This is a genomic window from Sphingopyxis sp., assembly GCF_016704835.1.
GTDB lineage: Bacteria > Pseudomonadota > Alphaproteobacteria > Sphingomonadales > Sphingomonadaceae > Sphingopyxis.
Genome location: NZ_JADIZJ010000021.1, coordinates 393152 through 411166, shown reverse-complemented (window position 1 = coordinate 411166; position 18015 = coordinate 393152). Strand labels below are relative to the sequence as shown.

Annotated in this window: 21 protein-coding genes; 4 read left to right on the top strand and 17 right to left on the bottom strand. The window is 64.6% G+C overall.

The genetic code is table 11. The features are described from left to right. Nucleotide 1 precedes the first annotated feature (1 nt). The gene (locus IPF76_RS17040; protein WP_293846469.1) at nucleotides 2-1963 is read left to right on the top strand and encodes a potassium transporter Kup; all 1962 of its coding nucleotides are present in this window, start codon (nucleotides 2-4) and stop codon (nucleotides 1961-1963) included. Nucleotides 1964-2446: 483 nt separating this feature from the next. Beyond that, complete coding sequence (locus IPF76_RS17035) at nucleotides 2447-3019, top strand: hypothetical protein (RefSeq protein WP_293846467.1); 573 nt, start codon at nucleotides 2447-2449, stop codon at nucleotides 3017-3019. A 256-nt stretch (nucleotides 3020-3275) separates the two neighbouring features. On the opposite strand, the gene IPF76_RS17030 is transcribed toward IPF76_RS17035, so the two are convergent. The 4 genes from IPF76_RS17030 to IPF76_RS17015 all read right to left on the bottom strand — a co-directional run bounded on the left by IPF76_RS17030 (nucleotide 3276) and on the right by IPF76_RS17015 (nucleotide 6544). Further along, nucleotides 3276-4247, bottom strand: a complete 972-nt coding sequence (locus tag IPF76_RS17030) for a nitronate monooxygenase family protein (RefSeq protein ID WP_293846465.1) — start codon at nucleotides 4245-4247, stop codon at nucleotides 3276-3278. 125 nt (nucleotides 4248-4372) lie between these two features. Continuing rightward, nucleotides 4373-4870, bottom strand: coding sequence for a hypothetical protein (locus IPF76_RS17025; RefSeq protein WP_293846463.1), 498 nt, complete (start codon nucleotides 4868-4870; stop codon nucleotides 4373-4375). A gap of 12 nt (nucleotides 4871-4882) precedes the next feature. Beyond that, complete coding sequence (locus IPF76_RS17020; protein WP_293846461.1) at nucleotides 4883-5659, bottom strand: SDR family oxidoreductase; 777 nt, start codon at nucleotides 5657-5659, stop codon at nucleotides 4883-4885. A 57-nt stretch (nucleotides 5660-5716) separates the two neighbouring features. Beyond that, nucleotides 5717-6544 (bottom strand): alpha/beta hydrolase, encoded by an 828-nt coding sequence (locus tag IPF76_RS17015; RefSeq protein WP_293846459.1) that lies wholly within the window; start codon nucleotides 6542-6544, stop codon nucleotides 5717-5719. Nucleotides 6545-6671: 127 nt separating this feature from the next. On the opposite strand from IPF76_RS17015, the gene IPF76_RS17010 reads away from it, so the two are divergent. Beyond that, entirely contained in the window at nucleotides 6672-7685 is a 1014-nt protein-coding gene (locus IPF76_RS17010) for a GlxA family transcriptional regulator (RefSeq protein WP_293846457.1), read from the top strand. A 9-nt stretch (nucleotides 7686-7694) separates the two neighbouring features. Here IPF76_RS17010 and IPF76_RS17005 read toward each other — a convergent pair whose 3' ends face one another. The 9 genes from IPF76_RS17005 to IPF76_RS16965 all read right to left on the bottom strand — a co-directional run bounded on the left by IPF76_RS17005 (nucleotide 7695) and on the right by IPF76_RS16965 (nucleotide 13207). Then, a complete protein-coding gene (locus IPF76_RS17005; protein WP_366499738.1) occupies nucleotides 7695-7916 on the bottom strand; it encodes a hypothetical protein in 222 nt (73 codons plus the stop codon). 8 nt (nucleotides 7917-7924) lie between these two features. Then, complete coding sequence (locus IPF76_RS17000) at nucleotides 7925-8293, bottom strand: antitoxin Xre/MbcA/ParS toxin-binding domain-containing protein (protein ID WP_293846454.1); 369 nt, start codon at nucleotides 8291-8293, stop codon at nucleotides 7925-7927. 122 nt (nucleotides 8294-8415) lie between these two features. Next, nucleotides 8416-8754 (bottom strand): hypothetical protein, encoded by a 339-nt coding sequence (locus IPF76_RS16995; RefSeq protein WP_293846452.1) that lies wholly within the window; start codon nucleotides 8752-8754, stop codon nucleotides 8416-8418. A 25-nt stretch (nucleotides 8755-8779) separates the two neighbouring features. Then, nucleotides 8780-9031 (bottom strand): hypothetical protein, encoded by a 252-nt coding sequence (locus IPF76_RS16990; protein WP_293846450.1) that lies wholly within the window; start codon nucleotides 9029-9031, stop codon nucleotides 8780-8782. 62 nt (nucleotides 9032-9093) lie between these two features. Beyond that, on the bottom strand, nucleotides 9094-9636 hold the full coding sequence (locus tag IPF76_RS16985; RefSeq protein ID WP_293846448.1) for a GNAT family N-acetyltransferase: 543 nt from the start codon (nucleotides 9634-9636) through the stop codon (nucleotides 9094-9096). Nucleotides 9637-9643: 7 nt separating this feature from the next. Beyond that, a complete protein-coding gene (gene leuA / locus IPF76_RS16980; protein WP_293846446.1) occupies nucleotides 9644-11308 on the bottom strand; it encodes a 2-isopropylmalate synthase in 1665 nt (554 codons plus the stop codon). Between the two features lie 201 nt (nucleotides 11309-11509). Next, nucleotides 11510-11998: a rhodanese-like domain-containing protein gene (locus IPF76_RS16975; RefSeq protein WP_293846444.1), complete on the bottom strand. Its 489-nt coding sequence runs from the start codon at nucleotides 11996-11998 to the stop codon at nucleotides 11510-11512. A gap of 60 nt (nucleotides 11999-12058) precedes the next feature. Continuing rightward, a complete protein-coding gene (locus IPF76_RS16970) occupies nucleotides 12059-12703 on the bottom strand; it encodes a YceI family protein (protein WP_293846442.1) in 645 nt (214 codons plus the stop codon). 96 nt (nucleotides 12704-12799) lie between these two features. Continuing rightward, nucleotides 12800-13207 carry a hypothetical protein gene (locus IPF76_RS16965; protein WP_293846440.1) on the bottom strand — a complete coding sequence of 136 codons (408 nt, stop codon included), beginning with the start codon at nucleotides 13205-13207 and terminating at the stop codon, nucleotides 12800-12802. A 136-nt stretch (nucleotides 13208-13343) separates the two neighbouring features. Between IPF76_RS16965 and IPF76_RS16960 the strand changes: the two genes are divergently transcribed. Continuing rightward, a complete protein-coding gene (locus IPF76_RS16960; protein ID WP_293846438.1) occupies nucleotides 13344-13652 on the top strand; it encodes a polyhydroxyalkanoic acid system family protein in 309 nt (102 codons plus the stop codon). On the opposite strand, the gene IPF76_RS16955 is transcribed toward IPF76_RS16960, so the two are convergent. The 4 genes from IPF76_RS16955 to ilvC all read right to left on the bottom strand — a co-directional run bounded on the left by IPF76_RS16955 (nucleotide 13649) and on the right by ilvC (nucleotide 17912). Further along, nucleotides 13649-14905 carry an adenosylmethionine--8-amino-7-oxononanoate transaminase gene (locus tag IPF76_RS16955; RefSeq protein ID WP_293847389.1) on the bottom strand — a complete coding sequence of 419 codons (1257 nt, stop codon included), beginning with the start codon at nucleotides 14903-14905 and terminating at the stop codon, nucleotides 13649-13651. The genes IPF76_RS16960 and IPF76_RS16955 overlap by 4 nt on opposite strands. Nucleotides 14906-15008: 103 nt before the next feature. After that, nucleotides 15009-15617 carry a dethiobiotin synthase gene (bioD, locus tag IPF76_RS16950; RefSeq protein WP_293846436.1) on the bottom strand — a complete coding sequence of 203 codons (609 nt, stop codon included), beginning with the start codon at nucleotides 15615-15617 and terminating at the stop codon, nucleotides 15009-15011. Next, nucleotides 15614-16750, bottom strand: a complete 1137-nt coding sequence (locus tag IPF76_RS16945) for an 8-amino-7-oxononanoate synthase (RefSeq protein ID WP_293846434.1) — start codon at nucleotides 16748-16750, stop codon at nucleotides 15614-15616. The genes bioD and IPF76_RS16945 overlap by 4 nt, the downstream gene beginning before the upstream one ends. Before the next feature lie 127 nt (nucleotides 16751-16877). Then, entirely contained in the window at nucleotides 16878-17912 is a 1035-nt protein-coding gene (ilvC, locus tag IPF76_RS16940) for a ketol-acid reductoisomerase (RefSeq protein ID WP_293846432.1), read from the bottom strand. Between the last annotated feature and the right edge of the window lie 103 nt (nucleotides 17913-18015).

The window sequence follows — 18015 nt, the reverse complement described above, 5'->3', positions numbered from 1 at the left end:
GATGACTGCTGAGTCGCAAAAGGGCGCGAGCGGCGCTGAAAGCGCCGCGCCGAGTGCCGCCAACACGGGCCATTATGGCCATGGCCAAACCGGCGACGGCAAGCTGAAGCTCGCGGTCGGCGCGGTCGGCGTCGTGTTCGGCGACATCGGTACCAGCCCGCTCTACGCGTTTCGCGAGACATTTGCCGGCCATCACCCGATCGAGCCTGACCGCCTTCACGTTTATGGCGTGCTCAGCCTTGTCTTCTGGTCAATGATGCTCGTCGTCACCTTTAAATATGTCATGACGATAATGAAGGCTGACAACAAGGGCGAGGGCGGTAGCCTGGCGCTGCTCGCACTGATCAGCCGCTCGTCGGGCGAAAGGCGCTGGACCTGGCCGATCGTCCTGCTGGGGGTGTTCGCGACGGCCCTCTTCTATGGCGACAGCATGATCACCCCGGCGATGTCGGTGCTCTCGGCGACCGAAGGGCTGCGCTATATTGACCCAGGCTTTGCGCCCTATATCGTCCCGATCGCGCTTGCGATCCTGATCGGTCTATTCGCGATCCAGTCGCGCGGGACGGCGAAGGTGGGTGCCTTGTTCGGGCCGATCATGCTGCTCTATTTCATGACGCTGGCCGGGCTCGGGATCATGCACATCGGCGATAATCCGTGGATTATCGCCGAGACGATCAATCCCGTGAACGCGCTGCGGTTTTTCTATGTCGACGGATATACGGCCTTTATCGCGCTGGGCGCGGTGGTGCTGGCGGTAACCGGAGCCGAGGCGCTTTATGCCGACATGGGGCATTTCGGGCGCGGGCCGATCGGGATCAGCTGGCTCGCCTTTGTCCTACCCGCCCTGATGCTCAACTATATGGGGCAGGGGGCGATGGTTCTCGCTGCCGAGGCCGGACCGCGCGCTGAGCTGATTTCCGACCCGTTTTTCCAGATGATGCCCGAATTTCTCGAGGTTCCGGTTGTCATTCTCGCATTGCTCGCGACGATCATCGCCAGTCAGGCGGTCATCTCGGGCGCCTTCTCGCTGACCCAGCAGGCAATCCAGCTCGGCTTCATCCCGCGCTTGCGTGTCGAACACACCAGCGCTTCTGCGGCGGGTCAGATCTATATTCCGGTCGTCAACTGGTTCCTGATGACGATGGTGATCATCCTCGTTCTCTTCTTTGGATCGTCCAGCAACCTTGCCGCCGCTTACGGGATCGCGGTGACCGGCGCGATGTTCATCGACACCTGCCTATTGTCGGTCGTGCTCTTCACGCTGTGGAAGTGGCCGGCGTGGAAGGCGCTGCCGGTGCTCGCGGTGTTCTTCATCGTCGACATCGCCTATTTTGGAGCAAACCTGATCAAGGTGCCCGACGGCGGCTGGGTCCCGCTGGCGATCGGGCTGATCATCTTCACGATGCTGACCACCTGGTCGCGCGGGCGCAAGCTGATGCAGCAGGAGATGGCCGAGGGCGCGATGCCGATCCCGGTGTTCGTCAAATCGGCCGCGAACAGTGCTACCCGCGTTCCCGGAACCGCGGTCTTCATGACATCGAGCAGCGACGGGGTACCGCATGCGCTGCTCCACAATCTCAAACACAACAAGGTACTGCACCAGCGGATCATCCTGCTGACGATCAAGGTCGCCGATGTGCCGTTCGTGCGCGAGGAAAATCACTGTGCGCTTGAGGATCTGGGGCAGGGATTCCACCGCTTGATCCTGAACTATGGCTTCATGCAGCCGGTCGATGTGCCCGATGCGCTGAAGCGCGTCACAAGTTGCGGCGGCGAGTTCAAGATGCTGGAAACCAGCTTTTTCCTGTCGCGCCAGACATTGATCGCGGCCAGCAAGCCCGGGATGCCGATCTGGCGTGAAAAGCTGTTTGCGTGGATGCTGCGCAATTCTGAAAGCGCGATGGAATATTTTCGTCTGCCAACGAGCCGCGTTGTCGAACTGGGCAGTCAGGTCGCGATCTGAGGGCTGCTTCCAGATTAACTCGCCGACATCTTCGATTATACGTTTGAAGATTGGCGCCGGCCTTGCGATGCAAAGCGCGAACCGATGGAGGTTGGCCAGCGACATCGACGCGGGTAAATTGAATGCTCTGAACCTGCCGGTGCCGCCGGCACCCTAGGCGCTGATTGTGGGTGCCGCGACGCATGGTGATTGCGCTGACGCCCTGGAAATGGCGCTGCGGCATATGGGGGTGCGTCCAGAGGCTTGATATCGAAAATACCGGCATCGAAGCGCGGATTGCAACGCCGCGGTTTCGTATGCGCTTCGGTGCGGCATCGGTTTTGGCCGGTCCCGCCGCCAATGCTGCGCTCGAAATGGCCGATCTGCCCGTCGCTCGACCAGCCTGCTCGCGGCGAGCCTGACCAGCGACTGGCGTCAGGCCGGGCAATGCTGGATATTCGTCCCCAAACCCGGCGGCGCCCCGCCGCAAAGATGGAGGAGCCAATGCGGATGCGCGAATTTTTCAAGATGATGGTGCTGCTGATTGACCCTGATCGACGCCAATCATATTTTTTGGTCGCCGGCGCGGCCGTGGTCCGACGCTCCGCAATTTCGCGCTTCAATCGCCGAGATGCTGGCGATTGGGATGCCGCCGGTACTTTCCCAAGTGCTTTCCGGCGCCGCGAGAGCGACGCTGGCGCGAGGATGGGTGCGCGGGGTTTGGCGTTGTTTTCCGGGCAAGGGTTGGACGCGCGAATTCCCGTGGGCTGGATCGTGGCGGAGATGGTACGGCAGCTGTCGCGGCTCGCGCTTGACATGACGCTAAACGGCCCTGCTCGCCACGACCGCACGATGCGGAAATGGAAGCGGGCGAATGGATCGACCGGTCGCCGTCGCCAGGCGCAAGCGGTCAACGATAGATCGTGGCCGTCGAGATTGGCCATGATCGAAGATTCCGGGCCGCAGCTGGCAGGGCGCACTGCCGCCGCAACCCGAGTTCCAACGGCATCACCTCATCCCCATCGCTTTGCTTCAACGCGCGCAGAAAACGGTGATGTTCGAGGCGTTGCAGGTTGAAGGCTTCGCGCTCGAGCAATTCGAACGCAATGGCCTGACCTTCCACGCCTGCGACGGGGCGGCTCTCGTATCGGGCCATGCCCTGCATCGCGGACCGCATCAGGGCTCTAGCGACTGCGCTTGTTGCAGGACACGGCGCGGCAGGCGCTCACCGACCGGCACGGCGCCGGATTCTGGCTCAATCGCCGCGATCCGATGCGGCTGTTCGTCGATCGCTCCTATCTGGACGGTGCGATTGAAAGATTATTCGGGGGTGCTAGAGCCGGACTTTCGCTTCAAGTTCGCGACGCGCGGCGAGATATTGCGCTTCGAGTTCGGCGACAAATTCGGCGACCGGGCGCACCGCGGTAACCGGGGCTATGCCTTGACCCGATCCCCAGATATCCTTCCACGCCTTGACCTTGGTGTTGCCGCCCGAACCGAAGTTCATAGTTTTGAGGTCGCCCTCGGGCAGGTTATCGGGGTCCATACCCGCCGCGACGATCGATTGGCGGAGGTAATTGCCGTGGACGCCGGTGAAGAGGTTCGAATAGACGATATCGGCGGCGCGCCCTTCAACGATGCCGTTCTTATAGCCTTCGTCGGCATTGGCTTCGGCGGTAGCGATGAAGGCGCTGCCGATATAGGCGAGGTCGGCGCCGCACGCCTGCGCAGCGAGGATCGAGCGGCCGTGGCCGATCGCGCCCGACAGCGCGACGGGACCGTCGAACCACTCACGGATTTCCTGAAGGAGCGCGAAAGGCGACTGACGGCCGGCGTGGCCACCTGCACCGGCAGCGACGGGGATCAGGCCGTCGGCGCCCTTTTCGACCGCCTTGCGGGCGAAACGGTCGTCGATTACGTCGTGCAGGGTGATGCCGCCCCAGCTGTGCACCGCCTGATTAAGCTCCTCGCGCGCGCCGAGCGAGGTGATCGTGATCGGTACCTTCCATTTGGCGCAAGTCGCGATGTCCTGTTCGAGCCGGTCGTTCGATTTATGGACGATCTGGTTGACCGCATAGGGCGCCGACAGGCGCTCGGGGTTGGCGCGGTCCCACGCGGCGAGTTCTTCGGTGATCTGGTGCAGCCATTCGTCGAGCAAGGTTTGCGGCCGCGCGTTGAGTGCCGGGAAGCTGCCGACAACGCCCGCCTTGCACTGCGCGATGACGAGTTCAGGCCCCGATACGATGAACAGGGGCGAGCCGATCACGGGCAGTCGCAGACGGTCGAAAATCGGGGGCAGGGACATGAATCACTCTCCGGTAGCAGTTTGAAACTGACCTTAACGTAAACGGAAGGTCGTGCAAGAGGGGTTGGCGGTGCTGAAACGACAAGGGCGACCGAAGCCGCCCTTGTCGTTGGGTTTGGTTGCGATCAGGCGGCCGCGGTTCGGCGCCGCGCTGCCTTGAACGTCAGGTAGCCAAGGCCGACCATCGCGATCAAAAGCAGGCCCTGGGCGATAGCGAAGGGCGGTTCGGTTCCGTTCGGGGCGAGCGCGTTGAGCGCGGGGACTTTCAGGAAGCTCTGCACCACCAGCACGAACAGGTTAAGGTAGAGCGCGAGTGTGGCGGTGGTTGCATAGACGGTGGCGGCGCTGCCGACGAGCTCGCGGCGATACCAGGCCCAGAAGGTCGCGACGAGAATCAGCGTCGAGAGGATCCCGAAGCCGAGCGCTGGGGTGAAGGCGACGATCGGGAAAAGGAAGCCCGTCAGGCTCGTGAGCAAAGTCGTCCACAGGAAAACGCCGGTTGTGCGCGGCAGGATCAGGCCGCGCGCAAACGCGGGGAGGGCGATCAGGCCGGCGCCGATGCCGACGAGGCTGATCGCGACGTGGAGCGCGGTGAATTGCGAAAGGGTCAATCCGAGGATCATGGCCCGTCTCCCTTACAGATAGCGCGGCGCGGGGCGCGCGTGCGACAGGTTGGGGCGAAGCGCGGAGCGTGCGGCGACATAGGCGTCGTAGTCGGCCATGTCGGGGAGCGCGGGAATGGTGACGACTTCGCCCGCGTCGAAACCGGCCAGTGCGGCGTCGACCATGTCGTTCACGTCCATCACCATTTCGGCGGGGATGTTCGCAAGCTGCGCCTCGTCCCAGATCGCGGTGCGGGTGATGCCGGGCAGGACAGCCTGGATACGCACGCCTTTGGCGCCAAGTTCGGCCTGTAGCGCCTCGGTAAAGGCGAGGACATAGGCCTTGCTGGCCGGATAGACGGCGGTGAAGGCGTCGGGCATCAGCGCGGTGACCGAGGTGATGTTGACGATCGCGCCCGTTCCCGTTGTCGCGAGCCGCGGGGCGATGGCGGCGGATAGCCGCGTCACTGCGACGATGTTGAGGTCGATCATTCCAGCGAGATGAACGGGATCGGCCTCGACGAAGCTGGTTTCGCCCGCAATCCCGGCGTTGTTGATCAGGCCGGTGATCGCATCGTCGGTCCGCAGGCGGGTTTCGACGCGGGCGAGGTCGTGGAGATTGGCGAGGTCGGCGGCGATGACGTCAACCGCGACGCCGGTGTCGCTGCGCAGCTGGTCGGCGAGGGCGGCCAGTTTGTCGGCGCGGCGCGCGACGAGGATCAGATTGTGGCCGCGGCGGGCGAGGCGGTCGGCATAGACGGCGCCGATGCCGTCCGATGCGCCGGTGATGAGGAAGCTTTGCTTGGTCACGGCTTTTCTCCTTGATGAAGGAGGAGGCGCGATCGGGCTGGACCGCGCCTCCATTTATCAGCTGTTGATGAAATCCAGAAGATCGGCGTTGAACCGGTCCTGATGGGTGACCGTCAGGCCATGGTCGGCGCCTTGGTAGATTTTCAGCACCGCCTGTTTGACGATCTTCACCGTGGCGCGGGCCGAGGCATCGACGGGCACGATCTGATCGTCGTCGCCATGGAGCACGAGCGTCGGGACGTCGAATTTCTTCAAATCGTCGTTGAAATCGCTTTCCGAAAAGGCGCGGATGCTGTCGAGCTGACCCTTGAGGCCGCCCATCATCCCCTGCCGCACAAAATCGTCGCGCAGCGCTTCGCTGATAGCCGCGCCGTCGCGGTTGTAGCCGTAGAAGGGGATGGTCAGATCCTTGAAGAACTGCGGGCGGTTGTCGAAGGTGCCCTTGCGGATGCCGTTGAAGGCGTCGATCGGCAGCCCGCCCGGATTGGCTTCGGTCTTGAGCATCAGCGGGGGCACCGCGCCGATCAGCGCGATCTTGGCGACCCGTGCCGTGCCATGGCGGCCGATATAACGGGTGACTTCGCCGCCGCCGGTCGAGTGGCCGACGAGGATGACGTCGTTCAGGTCCAGCTGTTCGATCAGTTCGGCGAGGTCGTCGGCGTACTGGTCCATGTTGTTGTTGTCCCAGACCTGATCCGAACGACCATGGCTGCGGCGGTCGTGGGCGATGGTGCGGAAACCCTGATTGGCGAAAAAGACCATCTGGACATCCCAGGCGTCGGCGGTGAGCGGCCAGCCGTGCGAAAAGATGATCGGCTGCCCATCTTCCGGACCCCAGTCCTTGTAGAAGATGTGCGTGCCATCCTGCGTGGTGATCGTGGTCATATCTTGGTTCCTTTCGTTTTAGGGGGGCGGTGTGTCCGTCCCGATGACATGGATTTAGGCCGTACCGGGCTTGCGCGGGATTGGCGGATACGACATTATGCGGTTCAAATCCGACAAAGGAGCCATTATGCCTAAGCTGAAGATGCCGGACGCGGCGACTGTGCCGTTGGTCGAGGTCGGGTTGATGACCTATCCCGACTGCCAGATGGGAATGGTGCATGGCATCACCGATCTGTTCGACATAGCCGGGCGCTTTGCGGTCCAGCATGACCGCCCGCCGATCCGCGTCAGCCATTGGCGGTTGCAGCACGGCGGCGGCCTGGCGCGCTGTTTTGACAGTCACCCCGATCAGCCCGCAGCCAGTTCACCCGCAGTGCTGATTGCGCCGGGCAGCCTGCACAAGCTGCTCGAACCCGGCGAGGTCGAACCCTATGCGCGCTGGCTGCTCGACCGGCATGCGCAGGGGACGGTGCTGGCGTCGAATTGCGGCGGGGCGTTTGCTTTGGCGGCGACGGGGCTGCTCGCGGGGCGGCCCGCGACGACGCACTGGTTCTTTGCCGAGCAGTTTCGGGACCGGTTTCCCGATGTGCGGCTGGAGGCCGACCGGATGGTGATCGACGATGGCGACATCGTGACCGCGGGCGGCTTGATGGCGTGGACCGACCTGGGCCTCAGGATCGTCGAGCGGTTGCTGGGGCCGACGGTGATGATGGAGACGGCGCGCTTTCTGTTGATCGATCCCAATGGCCGCGAGCAGAAGAATTATGCCAGCTTTGCCCCCAACCTGAACCACGGCGACGAAGCCATTTTGCGGGTCCAGCATTGGTTGCAGGCGCGCGGCGTCGGCCCGGTCGCCGTCCCTGCCATGGCCAGCGAGGCGGGCCTGGAGGAGCGGACGTTCCAGCGCCGCTTCAAGGCTGCCACCGCCATGACCCCGGTCGAATATCTCCAGCATCTGCGCGTCGGCAAGGCGCGCGAGCTGCTGGAATTCACCCGGCGCACCGTCGACCAGATCGCGTGGGGCGTCGGATATGAGGATGCGGCGGCGTTCCGCAAATTGTTCCACCGCATCATCGGCCTGTCACCGCAGGAGTATCGCCAGCGTTTCTCGACCCCGCAATCGCTGACCGAAGTCGCGTAAAGCTGCCTCCTAATATCCCCCCTCGGACCCCGGCGGGCGGTAGAAACGGTGGCGTGTGACGGCGCCGTCGATGAGATGTTTCTTCAGCTTTTTGCGCATCTTGTCGGCGCCGATCGGCGAGATGCAGACGAGGCGGGTGCCGCCGTCGGGGAGGGGTTCGATCGCGCTGATCGCGACCCCTGCGCTCTTGCACAGCGCGGTGACGTCGGCCTCGGCCATCGTGACGTTCATCGCGCGGCTCATGATGTTTCGGCGCCGGGCGCCATGGCGCGGATCGCGCTGGCGACCTGTTCAAAACCCTCGGCACTGGCGGTGGCGAGCGCGAGCGGGCGGCCGCCGAGCGCTTCATTGTCGCTGTTGAGGAAATCGACCGCGGCGTCGCGCCCGCCCATGGTCAGAAAGGCGAGCTGGCTGATATCGCCTTGCCGCTTGGCATCGGCGGGGGCGAGCGGCGTGCGGTTCTTGCGGAAATGATTGTTCGTGCGCGCGCGGACGGGCGCGCCGGCATCGACCGCCTCCGCGCCAGCGGCGGCGCTGGCGGGCTTGGCAGGCGCGGTGACGGGTGCCTTGCGGACGGGCGGGTTGACGGGTTTGGCTCGGCTGTTCATCGGGCGCGGCTCCTGTTAGGGTAAGCGGGAGCGCGCAGGTCTCTCAGCCGCGGCGGCTCATCGAAAGACGTGCCGCGATGATGCTTATATGGGGATGCACGGGGAGGGTTGTAAGGCCAGCCTCACAGGCGAAAACGGCGCAGGAGCCGAAAGGCGTCATGGGCCAGAAGTCCTCCGACAACCAAGATGCAAAAAAACGCAACGACGATGCGGCGGATGTCGCGCCATTCGGGAGGGATCAGACTCGATGGCGCTTGCAGAACGGCGCCGAAAGCAACAATCAGTGCTATGCTGGCGGTCTGCCAGTGGCTCGACGCAAAGCCACGACGGATTTTTTCCTGCCGCCAGAGTGGTGGCACGGGCGCACGGCGCTCGAGGCGCCCCCATATCCGCCATTGGAAACGCGCTCGCTCGATACGCTGCACGATCGCGGTGAAAAGCCGGCCGAACATCGATAGCAAGGCAAGTGCCGTGAAAGGGCGCAGGTCATATCTTGCGCCAAGGCTTCCGAAAAAAAATCTGCAACACGACGGATGCCCAGACCGAGTGACCAAACCGGCGCGCATGGCGGATCGCCATCGCGGCGAATTCACAGATAAAGCGAACGGCCTCGTCGTCGGAAACGAAGCGGCCCTCGCCGCCAGGCGTTGGCGCATAGACGAGGCCGGCCTTTTCCCCCCGGAAGCAGGCCTGGAAGGCATTGCGCTCGCGCTCCACCGATTCGCTCAGTTTGACCATTTCGCAGCGTGTAGCGGGCCAAATTTAACAGTTTGCCAATGGGTTGATGGCCAAATTGTGCATCAGCCCGTCGTTAGCCTCTTCCCCATGCGGATGAGCGGCACGCTCGCGCGATTCGGGCCCGACGCGACGACATGTTCGATGGGGGTGTAGCCGCAGGCGCGATAGAGGGGTTCGCCCGATAGCGTGGCCATCAGCTCGGTGCGGGCGAAGCCGGCTTGCTGTGCGGCGGCTTCGCAGAGCGCCATCACCATGCGGCCGACCCCCTGCCTTGCGAAGGCGGGGTGGGTGTACATCGCGCGGATGCGGGCGGCGTCGGTGGCGGGGTTGAGCTTGGCGGGGTCGCGCAGGTCGCTGCTGTGATCGCCGCCGTAGAGCGTCGCGCGGTGCGACCAGCCGCCGCAGCCCGCGATCCGATCGCCCGCTTCGATGACGAAATAAGTGCGGTCGGTGATCAGCTGGGTGTCGAGGCCCATGACGGCGTGGCTGGCGGCGATCTGCGCGTCGTCGAGGAAGGTCTTTTGCAATTCGGCGATCGCGAGCGCCATCACCGCGCGCAGCGCGTCGAGATCGGACGGCTGCGCGAGGCGGTGGGTCAGGGTCATCGCGCGGTCAGGCGCCGTTGGCAGCGCTCAGGATCGCGCGGACGCTGGCGGTCGCGACGTCGGTATCGAGGCCGCAGCCGAAGACGCTTTTGCCGTCCGGCGTGCGACATTCGACATAAGCGGCGGCTTGCGCGGTGCTGCCCTGGCCGATCGCATGCTCGCTGTAATCGACGATGTCCATGACCGGGCCGCCCGATTCGGCGAGCGCGGCGATGACGCTGCTCATCAGGCCGTTGCCGCGGCCGCTGACGCTGCGCGGGGCGCCGTCGATGGTGAGCTTGCCGGCGAAGATGCGGTCGGCTCCGGCGTGGCTCTCCGACCAGTCGACGAGCTGGAAACGCTTGGCCTCGACCTTGAGATAGGCGATTTCGAACGCGCCCCAGATGTCATCAGCGGTCAGCTCGCGGCTGGTTTCGTCCGCCAGCGCCTGCACGACGTGGCTGAAGCTGGCCTGCATCTTCTTGGGCAGTTTCAGCCCCTTGTCCTGTTCGAGCACCCAGGCGACGCCGCCCTTGCCCGACTGGCTGTTGACGCGGATCACCGCTTCATAGCTGCGGCCGAGGTCGGCGGGGTCGATGGGGAGGTAGGGGACTTCCCAGCGTTCGTCATTCTGGCGCTCGCGCGCGGCGAAGCCTTTCTTGATCGCGTCTTGATGGCTGCCCGAAAAGGCGGTGTACACCAGCTCGCCGCCATAGGGGTGGCGCGGGTGGACGGGGAGCTGGTTGCAATATTCGACCGTCGCGATGACTTCGTCGATATTCGAAAAGTCGAGCTCGGGGTCGACGCCCTGCGTGTACATGTTGAGCGCGATGGTGACGAGGCAGGTGTTGCCGGTGCGCTCGCCATTGCCAAACAGGCAGCCCTCGACGCGATCGGCGCCCGCGAGCAGGCCGAGCTCGGCCGCTGCGACGCCGGTGCCGCGGTCGTTGTGGGTGTGGAGCGAGATGATCGCCTTGTCGCGGCCGGGCAAATTCTTGCAGAAATACTCAATCTGGTCGGCGTAGATGTTCGCAGTAGAGGCCTCGACCGTGGCGGGCAGGTTGAGGATGATCGGCTTGTCGGTGGTGGGCTGGAGGATATCCATCACCGCGGCGCAGCACTCGATGCTGAAATCGAGCTCGGCGGTCGAGAAGGTTTCGGGGCTGTACTGAAAGCGCCAGTCGGTGCCGGGGAGGCGCGCGGCATTGTCGCGCAGCTGCTTGGCGCCCTCGATCGCGATCGCCTTGATCTCGGGCATTTCCATGCCGAACACGATGCGGCGCCAGGCGGGGCTGACCGCGTTATAGACGTGGACGATCGCGGTTTTGGCGCCGGCGAGGCTGTCGAAGCTGGTGCGGATGAGGTCGGCGCGGCTTTGAGTCAGCACTTGCGGAGTGACGTCGTCGGGGATGCGTCCGTGCTGGACGAGGCCCGAGATGAAGTCGAACTCGGTCGCGCCGGCGCTGGGGAAGCCGACCTCGATTTCCTTGAGCCCGATGCGGCAGAGGAGGTCGAAAAAGCGCGCCTTTTTCTCGGCGTCCATCGGGTCGATCAGCGCCTGATTGCCGTCGCGCATGTCGGTGGACAGCCAGATCGGCGCGGCGGTGGTGACGCGGGTGGGCCATTCGCGGTTCGCCAGGGGAACTTGCGGAAAGGCGCTGTACTTGACCGAAGGGTCGCGAAGCATGGTCATGGGATTGGTCTTCTGCTGGTCGGTTGCGATGATGTCGATCGGACCCTTGAGCGGGTGGCCGCGACTAACGCGCAGCCAGTGTCACGCCCAAGGGCGTGTAAGTCGCAGAAGAAGAAGGGCGTTGCCGCGCATGGGCGCCCTAGTGATGCAAAATGTCGCGCTTGGCAAGGGGGGAGTGGGAAAATTGCGCGGGCGGGCGTATCAGCCCTTCACCCACTCCACCTTGGGATCGTTGAAATCGACGACATCGGCAAGCTCGTACACGTTGGGATAGCCGTAACCGACGAGGTTGATGAAGGTCTGGATATTGAGCGCGAGCGCGACCGATTTGACCGGTACCGGAGCGACATTGTTGCGGAAATTATTGTTGCAATAGATCAGGATAGGGCGGTCGGGGTTAGCGCCGATGACTGCGGCAAGGCTGCCCGCGGTGAAATCGGTGAGCGGCAGGTTGACCGCGCCCCTGATATGTCCGCGCGCGAAGGCGCTGGCCGAGCGCGCGTCGAGGAGCAGGGCTTCGGGTTTGACGGCTGCGGCCTTGAACACGTCGAAGGCGAGCAGGCGGGTGGCGCGCTGCGGTGCGACGCTGGCAGTGAGCGCCTGGAAGGCGGGGTAGTCGATCTGGGGATTGGCTTGCGCGAGCGCGGGGTTCGCGGTGAGCAGCAGGGCAGCCAGCAAGGTTATACGCATGATATCCTCCTCGATGGGAGGAGATTAGGCGCGCCTTGCTGGCTGCGCGATGAATGCCGCTTACTGCTTTTCAAACGCGGCGTGGATTTCGAGTTCGACCTCGTCGCTGACCGCGGGGATGCCATAGGCGACGCCGAAATCGCTGCGGCGGATCTTGCCCTCAGCCTCGAAACCGATCGTCGCCTTCTTGTTAAAGGGATTGGTTCCGGCGCCGTGGAAATCGACCTCGAGGGTGACCGGCTTGGTGACGCCGTTGAGGGTCAGATTGCCGGTGACTTTTGCCTCGTCGCCTTCGTCGTCGAGGACGACGCTGGTCGAGACGAATTTGGCGTCGGCGGGGGAGGCGCCGAAGAAGTCGGGCTTGCCGCCGTCCTTGCCCGCGCGCAGCAGATGGCCGGTGAGGCCAGCGCTGGCGGTGGTGACCTTGGCGACGGGGATCGTCACGTCGACTTTCGACGCGGCGGCGTTGGCGGGGTCGATAACCAGCGTGCCAGTCACATCGCCAAACATGCCGGTGTATTTGCTGAAGCCGAAATGATCGACTTCCCAGACCACCATCGTGTGCCCGGCGTCGGCGGTATAGGTGCCCGCGGTGACGCGCGCCTTGTCCGGGGCGCCAGGGACGGTGGGGGCGTTCTGGGCGATGACGACGGGAACCGCGACGACGGCGAGGGCGAGGGCGGCGAGGGGAGCGATACGGCGCATGAAAGGGATCTCCTGTTGGGGCGTGCAAGCTAAGCGCGCGGGCGGCGCCGCGTCAATCAGCGTACCGGAAACGCAACGTTTCTCGGCGGGGTTCCGTCAGGGCGCGCGGCGCGCTTCGAACCATTCGCGCAGCGCGGCGGAGGCGCAGCCGGTGAAGCCGTAGCTGCCGACCGGCGAGCAGCTGTTCGGGCGGGTGGCACGGGCGATATTGTCGTACCCCTCTACCGTCGAGGCCCAGCTGCCGCCGCCGACGGGAACGTCGTCCTTGAGCTCTTCGCGCAATTCCTTGGGGACGCGGTAGCGTTCGGATTCGGGTTGCTGCGCGCAAACGACGATTTCGTCGCCGACAGGTTCGGGGCAGGGATCGTCGCCATAGGTGTAGAGGACCGACGTGCGCTGCGGCGGCTGACCCGACTGGGCAAGCGAGCTGTCGGCTTGGGCTGTGACGGGCGCTGTGAGCGCGGCAAGCAGCGGCAGCAGCAAAAAGGTCGGCCTTATTCTCATCGGGCGTCGCGCCTCCAAAAGCCTCTCCCGCCCGCGGTGATAGGCAGACCAGATGAACCTAAGCCTAATCAGATGCCTGCGGCGCGTTGCAAGCTGGTATCGCGCGCCCCACATCGAAAGCCGAAGGAGCCAACCGATGCCGAGCGTTCGCATTGCCCATGATCTGCCCCGCACCGAAGTGCGCCGCCGCATGGCGGCGCGCGCCGACGACCTGGTCAAGCTGATACCCGGCGGGCTGGGGCGGGTCGAGCATCGCTGGGAAACTGACGATCGCATGGACTTCGTCATCCACGCGATGGGTCATAGTATCGCATCGACCGCGACGGTCGAAGATGCGGCGCTGGTCATCGATTTCGATCTGCCGGCCGGGCTGGGGTTCGTGCGGCCAATGATCGAGGGGATTATTCGCCAGGCGGGCGACAAATTGCTGTTGGAAAAACGCTAGGTCAGGTGATCGAGGGAAAGCGCGATGGCGTCCCACACCTGGGCCAGGTCTTCTGCGGTGATGCAATAAGGCGGCATGACATAGACCGTGTTGCCGAGCGGGCGCAGCAGCACACCATGGTCACGGGTTAAGGCGATCAGGCGGGGGGCGAGGTTCGAGAGATAGCCTGAGTCCGCCACGACGATGTCGAGCGCGGCGATGGTGCCGAGGCGGCGGGGGTTCTGGGCGCGCGGGCCGTGGCTGAGTAGCGACAGATGTGCGGCCTGCGCGTCGGCGAGGGTGTCGATGCGCTGCTGTACGGGCTCGTCGCGCCAGATTTCGAGATTGGCATTCGCGGCAGCGCAGGCGATCGGGTTCGCGGTGTAGCTGCTCGAATGATAGAAGGTTTTGGCGCGGTCGGTCGAGAAGTGGGCCTGGAAGATCGGTTCGATGCAAAGCGTCACCGCGAGCGGCAGCGCCCCGCCCGTCAGGCCTTTCGAGAGGCAGACGATGTCTGGGATGACGCCGGCCTGATCGCAGGCGAAGCGGGTGCCGGTGCGGCCCCAGCCGGTCATCACTTCGTCGGCGATGAAGAGGACGTTGTGGCGCGCGCAGATGCTGCGCATTTCGGCGAGCACCCAGGCGGGGTAGATCAGCATGCCGCCGGCGCCGAGAATGAGCGGTTCGACGATGAAGGCGGCGGGCTTTTGCACGCAGGCGGCTTCGAGCGCGTCGAGCGTGGCTTGCTCCAGTCCTTCGCGCGGGAAGGGGATGGTGTCGACGTCGAACAGCAGCGGCTGCCAGGCGCGGTTGTAGACGCCGCGCTCGCCGACCGACATCGTGCCGATCGTGTCGCCATGATAGCTGTGTTCGAGAACGAGGATGCGGCTGCGCGGCTCGCCGATGTTATACCAGTAACCGAGCGCCATCTTGAGCGCGACCTCAACGCTGGTCGAGCCCGAGTCTGAGAAGAAGACTCGGGTGAGCGGATCGGAGGTGATGCGGATCAGTTCGGCGGCGAGGCTTTCTGCAGGCTCGTGGGTCCAGCCGGCGAAGATGAGCTGGTCGAGCCGTTCGGACTGATCGCGGATCGCCGCCATGATGCGCGGGTGCGCGTGGCCGTGGGTGGTTACCCACCAGCTGGAGATGGCGTCGATCCAGTGATTGCCGTGGGCATCGTAGAGGCGGGCGCCCTCGCCGCGGGTGATCAGCGGGATGGGGTCGCCGAGGCCGTGCTGGGAGAAGGGGTGCCAGACGGGGGAGGTGTGCGACATTCTTCTTTTTCCGTTTGTGATGAGCTTGTCGAAGCACCGTTCTTCTTGCTTCGCATAAAGACAAGAACGGCCCTTCGACAAGCTCGGGCCAAGCGGCTTTCAGTTAGCCAAAATCGGCACGATCGAAGTTTGAGTTGAACGCAGCCGCGAGTGTTTCATTCGTCAGCGGGTCGAGGATTGGCAGCCGTCCCAGTGGACGGACGCCGCCGATTTCGGCGATGATCGCCTCGCTGTCCTTGACCGCATCGCCCAGGAACGCGACCCCGTGGATCGGGGCGCCGCGCGACCGCAGCGCCTCGATCGTGAGCAGGCTGTGGTTGATCGTGCCGAGCGCGGTACGCGCACATACGATCACGGGGATCTGCCAGCGCGCGAACAGGTCGGCGTAGAGCGTGGTGCGGGTGACGGGGACGAGCGCTCCGCCGGCACCTTCGATGATCAGGTTGCCGAGGGGCGGGGTGAGCTCGGCGAGGTCGATGGTGATATGGTCGATCTCGGCGGCGAGGTGGGGCGAGGCGGGGGTGTTCAGGCGATAGGCTTCGGGCAGGATTGCGACATTGGCGAGGCGGGCGACGACCTCGCTGTCAGTTTCGTCCTCGAGGCCCGACTGGATCGGCTTCCAGTACGGCGCGCGCGTTGCGCCCGCGAGCGCGGCAGCGAACACGGTCTTGCCGATGCCGGTGTCGGTGCCGGTGACGACGAAGCGGGTCATGTCGCGGCCATTGCGTCGGCCAGCGCGTGCGCCATATCGTCGATGCTGGCCTCGTCAACATTGAGGGTGATCGCGATGCGCAGTCTTGCGGTCCCGTGCGCGACGGTCGGCGGGCGAATGCCGCGGATGTCGAAACCCGCCTCGCGCAGCGCTCCCGCGATGCGCATCGTGCGGTCGTTGTCGCCGATGATCACGGGCAGGATCTGGGTACCGCTGGCGGCGATGCCAAGCGGGACGAGGCGTTCGGCGGCGTGGCGGACGACCGCGTGGAGGCGTGCCTGACGCTCGGGCTCGTTCGCAACGATTTCGATCGCCTGACGGACGAGCCACGCCATCAGCGGCGACGGGGCGGTCGAGAAGATGAAGGGGCGCCCGCGGTTGACGATGAAATCGGTGGCGATGGCGGGGGCGCAAACGAGGGCGCCTTCACAGCCGAGCGCCTTGCCGCAGGTGTGGAGGGTGATCAGATTGTCGCGGCGTGTGAGAAAATGCGCCAGCCCCGCGCCGCCGGGGCCGAACACGCCCGTGGCGTGCGCTTCGTCGACAACAAGCACCGCATCGTGGTGGTCGGCGACCGCGGCGAGATCGGCAAGCGGGGCGCGGTCGCCGTCCATGCTGTAGAGGCTTTCGACCGCGATCCACGGGGTGCCGCCGCCACCGCCTGCGCGCCAGCGAGAGATGATGTCGTCGAACGCCTGCGCGTCGTTGTGCGCGGCGGCGACGGTCCCGGCGCGGCCGAGCTTCATGCCATCGTGCGCGCTGGCGTGGATCAGGTCGTCATGAACGATCAGATCGCCGCGCTGCGGGAGGGTGGCGAAAATCGCGGCGTTGGCGGCGAAGCCGGTCGGAAAGAAGAGCGCACCCTCGCTGCCATAATGGCGCGCGGCGTGGGCTTCGAGCGCTTCATGTTCCGCGTGATTGCCGCGGAGCAGGCGCGAGCCGCCCGATCCGGCGGGGAGGCCGCGTTCGATGCCCGCCGTAAGGGCGGTGCGGAGCGCTGCGGAGTCGGCGAGACCGAGATAGTCGTTCGACGCGAAATCGCGGCCCGCGCGCGGCGCGAGCGCGCGGCGGCGGCTTTGCGCGGCCAATGCGTCGAGGTCGGCGCGGTGGGTGTCGAAGGGAGAGTTTCCCATTACGTCCTCAGTTCGTCATTGCAAGCGAAGCGAAGCAATCTCCAGCTCTCGACCTTGTGCAGGTCGATGGCTGGAGGTTGCTTCGTCGCTGCGCTCCTCGCAATGACGAGGGCTAGGCTCCGGGCCGTCAGTTCTTGGCTTTATCGACCAGCTGGTTCTTGGCGATCCAAGGCATCATCGCGCGCAGTTCACCGCCGACCTGTTCGATCGGATGCGCGGCGGCGGCCTTGCGGCTCGCCTTCAGTTCGGGCTGGCCGGCTTGGTTGTCGAGGACGAAATCTTTGACGAAGCGGCCCGACTGAATGTCCTGCAGGACGCGCTTCATTTCCTTCTTGGTTTCTTCGGTGATGATGCGCGGGCCGGTCTTGATGTCGCCATATTCGGCGGTGTTGCTGATCGAGTAGCGCATGTTGGCGATGCCGCCTTCATAGAGCAGGTCGACGATCAGCTTGGTTTCGTGGAGGCATTCGAAATAGGCCATTTCGGGGGCGTAGCCCGCCTCGACCAGCGTTTCGAAACCCGCCTGGATCAGATGCGTGATGCCGCCGCAGAGCACCGCCTGTTCGCCGAAGAGGTCGGTTTCGCACTCTTCCTTGAAGGTGGTTTCGATGATGCCGCTGCGCCCGCCGCCCACTGCCGAGGCGTAGGAGAGGGCGAGCGCCTTGGCATAGCCGTTGCCGCTGTTGCCGGTCGCTTCCTGCGCGACCGCGATTAGGCAGGGGACGCCGCCGCCCTTTTGATATTCGCTGCGCACCGTGTGACCGGGGCCTTTGGGTGCGACCATGAAGACGTCAATGTCTGCACGCGCTTCGATCAGGCCGAAGTGGATGTTGAGGCCGTGGGCGAAGGCGAGCGCGGCGCCGGGCTTCATATGGGGGCCAAGGTCGTCGGCGTAGATCTTTGCCTGATGCTCATCGGGTGCGGCGACCATGATGACGTCCGCCCACTCGGCAGCTTCCTTGTTAGAAAGCACCTTGAAGCCTGCGGTTTCGGCCTTTTTCGCGGTCGCCGATCCGGCGCGCAGCGCGATCGCGACCTCGGCGACGCCGCTGTCGCGCAGGTTCTGCGCGTGGGCGTGGCCCTGGCTGCCGTAGCCGACGACGGCAACCTTCTTGCCCTTGATCAGATCCTGGTCGGCGTCGCGATCGTAATAGACTTGCATTGGTTGAAACCCCTTCTCGTATCTGTTTGTTCGTCATCCCGGCGGAAGCCGGGATCTCGCCCTCGCGTTAAACTGCCACGGCGAGATCCCGGCCTTCGCCGGG

Excerpts from the sequence above, each read along its gene's own strand:
- IPF76_RS16970 (WP_293846442.1), bottom strand. The coding sequence starts at position 12,703 with ATGCGCCGTATCGCTCCCCTCGCCGCCCTCGCCCTCGCCGTCGTCGCG.
- leuA (WP_293846446.1), bottom strand. The coding sequence starts at position 11,308 with ATGACCATGCTTCGCGACCCTTCGGTCAAGTACAGCGCCTTTCCGCAA.
- IPF76_RS17000 (WP_293846454.1), bottom strand. The coding sequence starts at position 8,293 with ATGAACAGCCGAGCCAAACCCGTCAACCCGCCCGTCCGCAAGGCACCC.
- IPF76_RS16960 (WP_293846438.1), top strand. The coding sequence starts at position 13,344 with ATGCCGAGCGTTCGCATTGCCCATGATCTGCCCCGCACCGAAGTGCGC.
- IPF76_RS16990 (WP_293846450.1), bottom strand. The coding sequence starts at position 9,031 with ATGGTCAAACTGAGCGAATCGGTGGAGCGCGAGCGCAATGCCTTCCAG.
- IPF76_RS17035 (WP_293846467.1), top strand. The coding sequence starts at position 2,447 with ATGCGGATGCGCGAATTTTTCAAGATGATGGTGCTGCTGATTGACCCT.
- IPF76_RS17025 (WP_293846463.1), bottom strand. The coding sequence starts at position 4,870 with ATGATCCTCGGATTGACCCTTTCGCAATTCACCGCGCTCCACGTCGCG.
- IPF76_RS17005 (WP_366499738.1), bottom strand. The coding sequence starts at position 7,916 with ATGAACGTCACGATGGCCGAGGCCGACGTCACCGCGCTGTGCAAGAGC.
- IPF76_RS16945 (WP_293846434.1), bottom strand. The coding sequence starts at position 16,750 with ATGGGAAACTCTCCCTTCGACACCCACCGCGCCGACCTCGACGCATTG.
- IPF76_RS17015 (WP_293846459.1), bottom strand. The coding sequence starts at position 6,544 with ATGACCACGATCACCACGCAGGATGGCACGCACATCTTCTACAAGGAC.
- IPF76_RS17030 (WP_293846465.1), bottom strand. The coding sequence starts at position 4,247 with ATGTCCCTGCCCCCGATTTTCGACCGTCTGCGACTGCCCGTGATCGGC.
- IPF76_RS17010 (WP_293846457.1), top strand. The coding sequence starts at position 6,672 with ATGCCTAAGCTGAAGATGCCGGACGCGGCGACTGTGCCGTTGGTCGAG.
- bioD (WP_293846436.1), bottom strand. The coding sequence starts at position 15,617 with ATGACCCGCTTCGTCGTCACCGGCACCGACACCGGCATCGGCAAGACC.
- IPF76_RS16955 (WP_293847389.1), bottom strand. The coding sequence starts at position 14,905 with ATGTCGCACACCTCCCCCGTCTGGCACCCCTTCTCCCAGCACGGCCTC.
- IPF76_RS17040 (WP_293846469.1), top strand. The coding sequence starts at position 2 with ATGACTGCTGAGTCGCAAAAGGGCGCGAGCGGCGCTGAAAGCGCCGCG.
- IPF76_RS16985 (WP_293846448.1), bottom strand. The coding sequence starts at position 9,636 with ATGACCCTGACCCACCGCCTCGCGCAGCCGTCCGATCTCGACGCGCTG.
- IPF76_RS16975 (WP_293846444.1), bottom strand. The coding sequence starts at position 11,998 with ATGCGTATAACCTTGCTGGCTGCCCTGCTGCTCACCGCGAACCCCGCG.
- ilvC (WP_293846432.1), bottom strand. The coding sequence starts at position 17,912 with ATGCAAGTCTATTACGATCGCGACGCCGACCAGGATCTGATCAAGGGC.
- IPF76_RS16965 (WP_293846440.1), bottom strand. The coding sequence starts at position 13,207 with ATGAGAATAAGGCCGACCTTTTTGCTGCTGCCGCTGCTTGCCGCGCTC.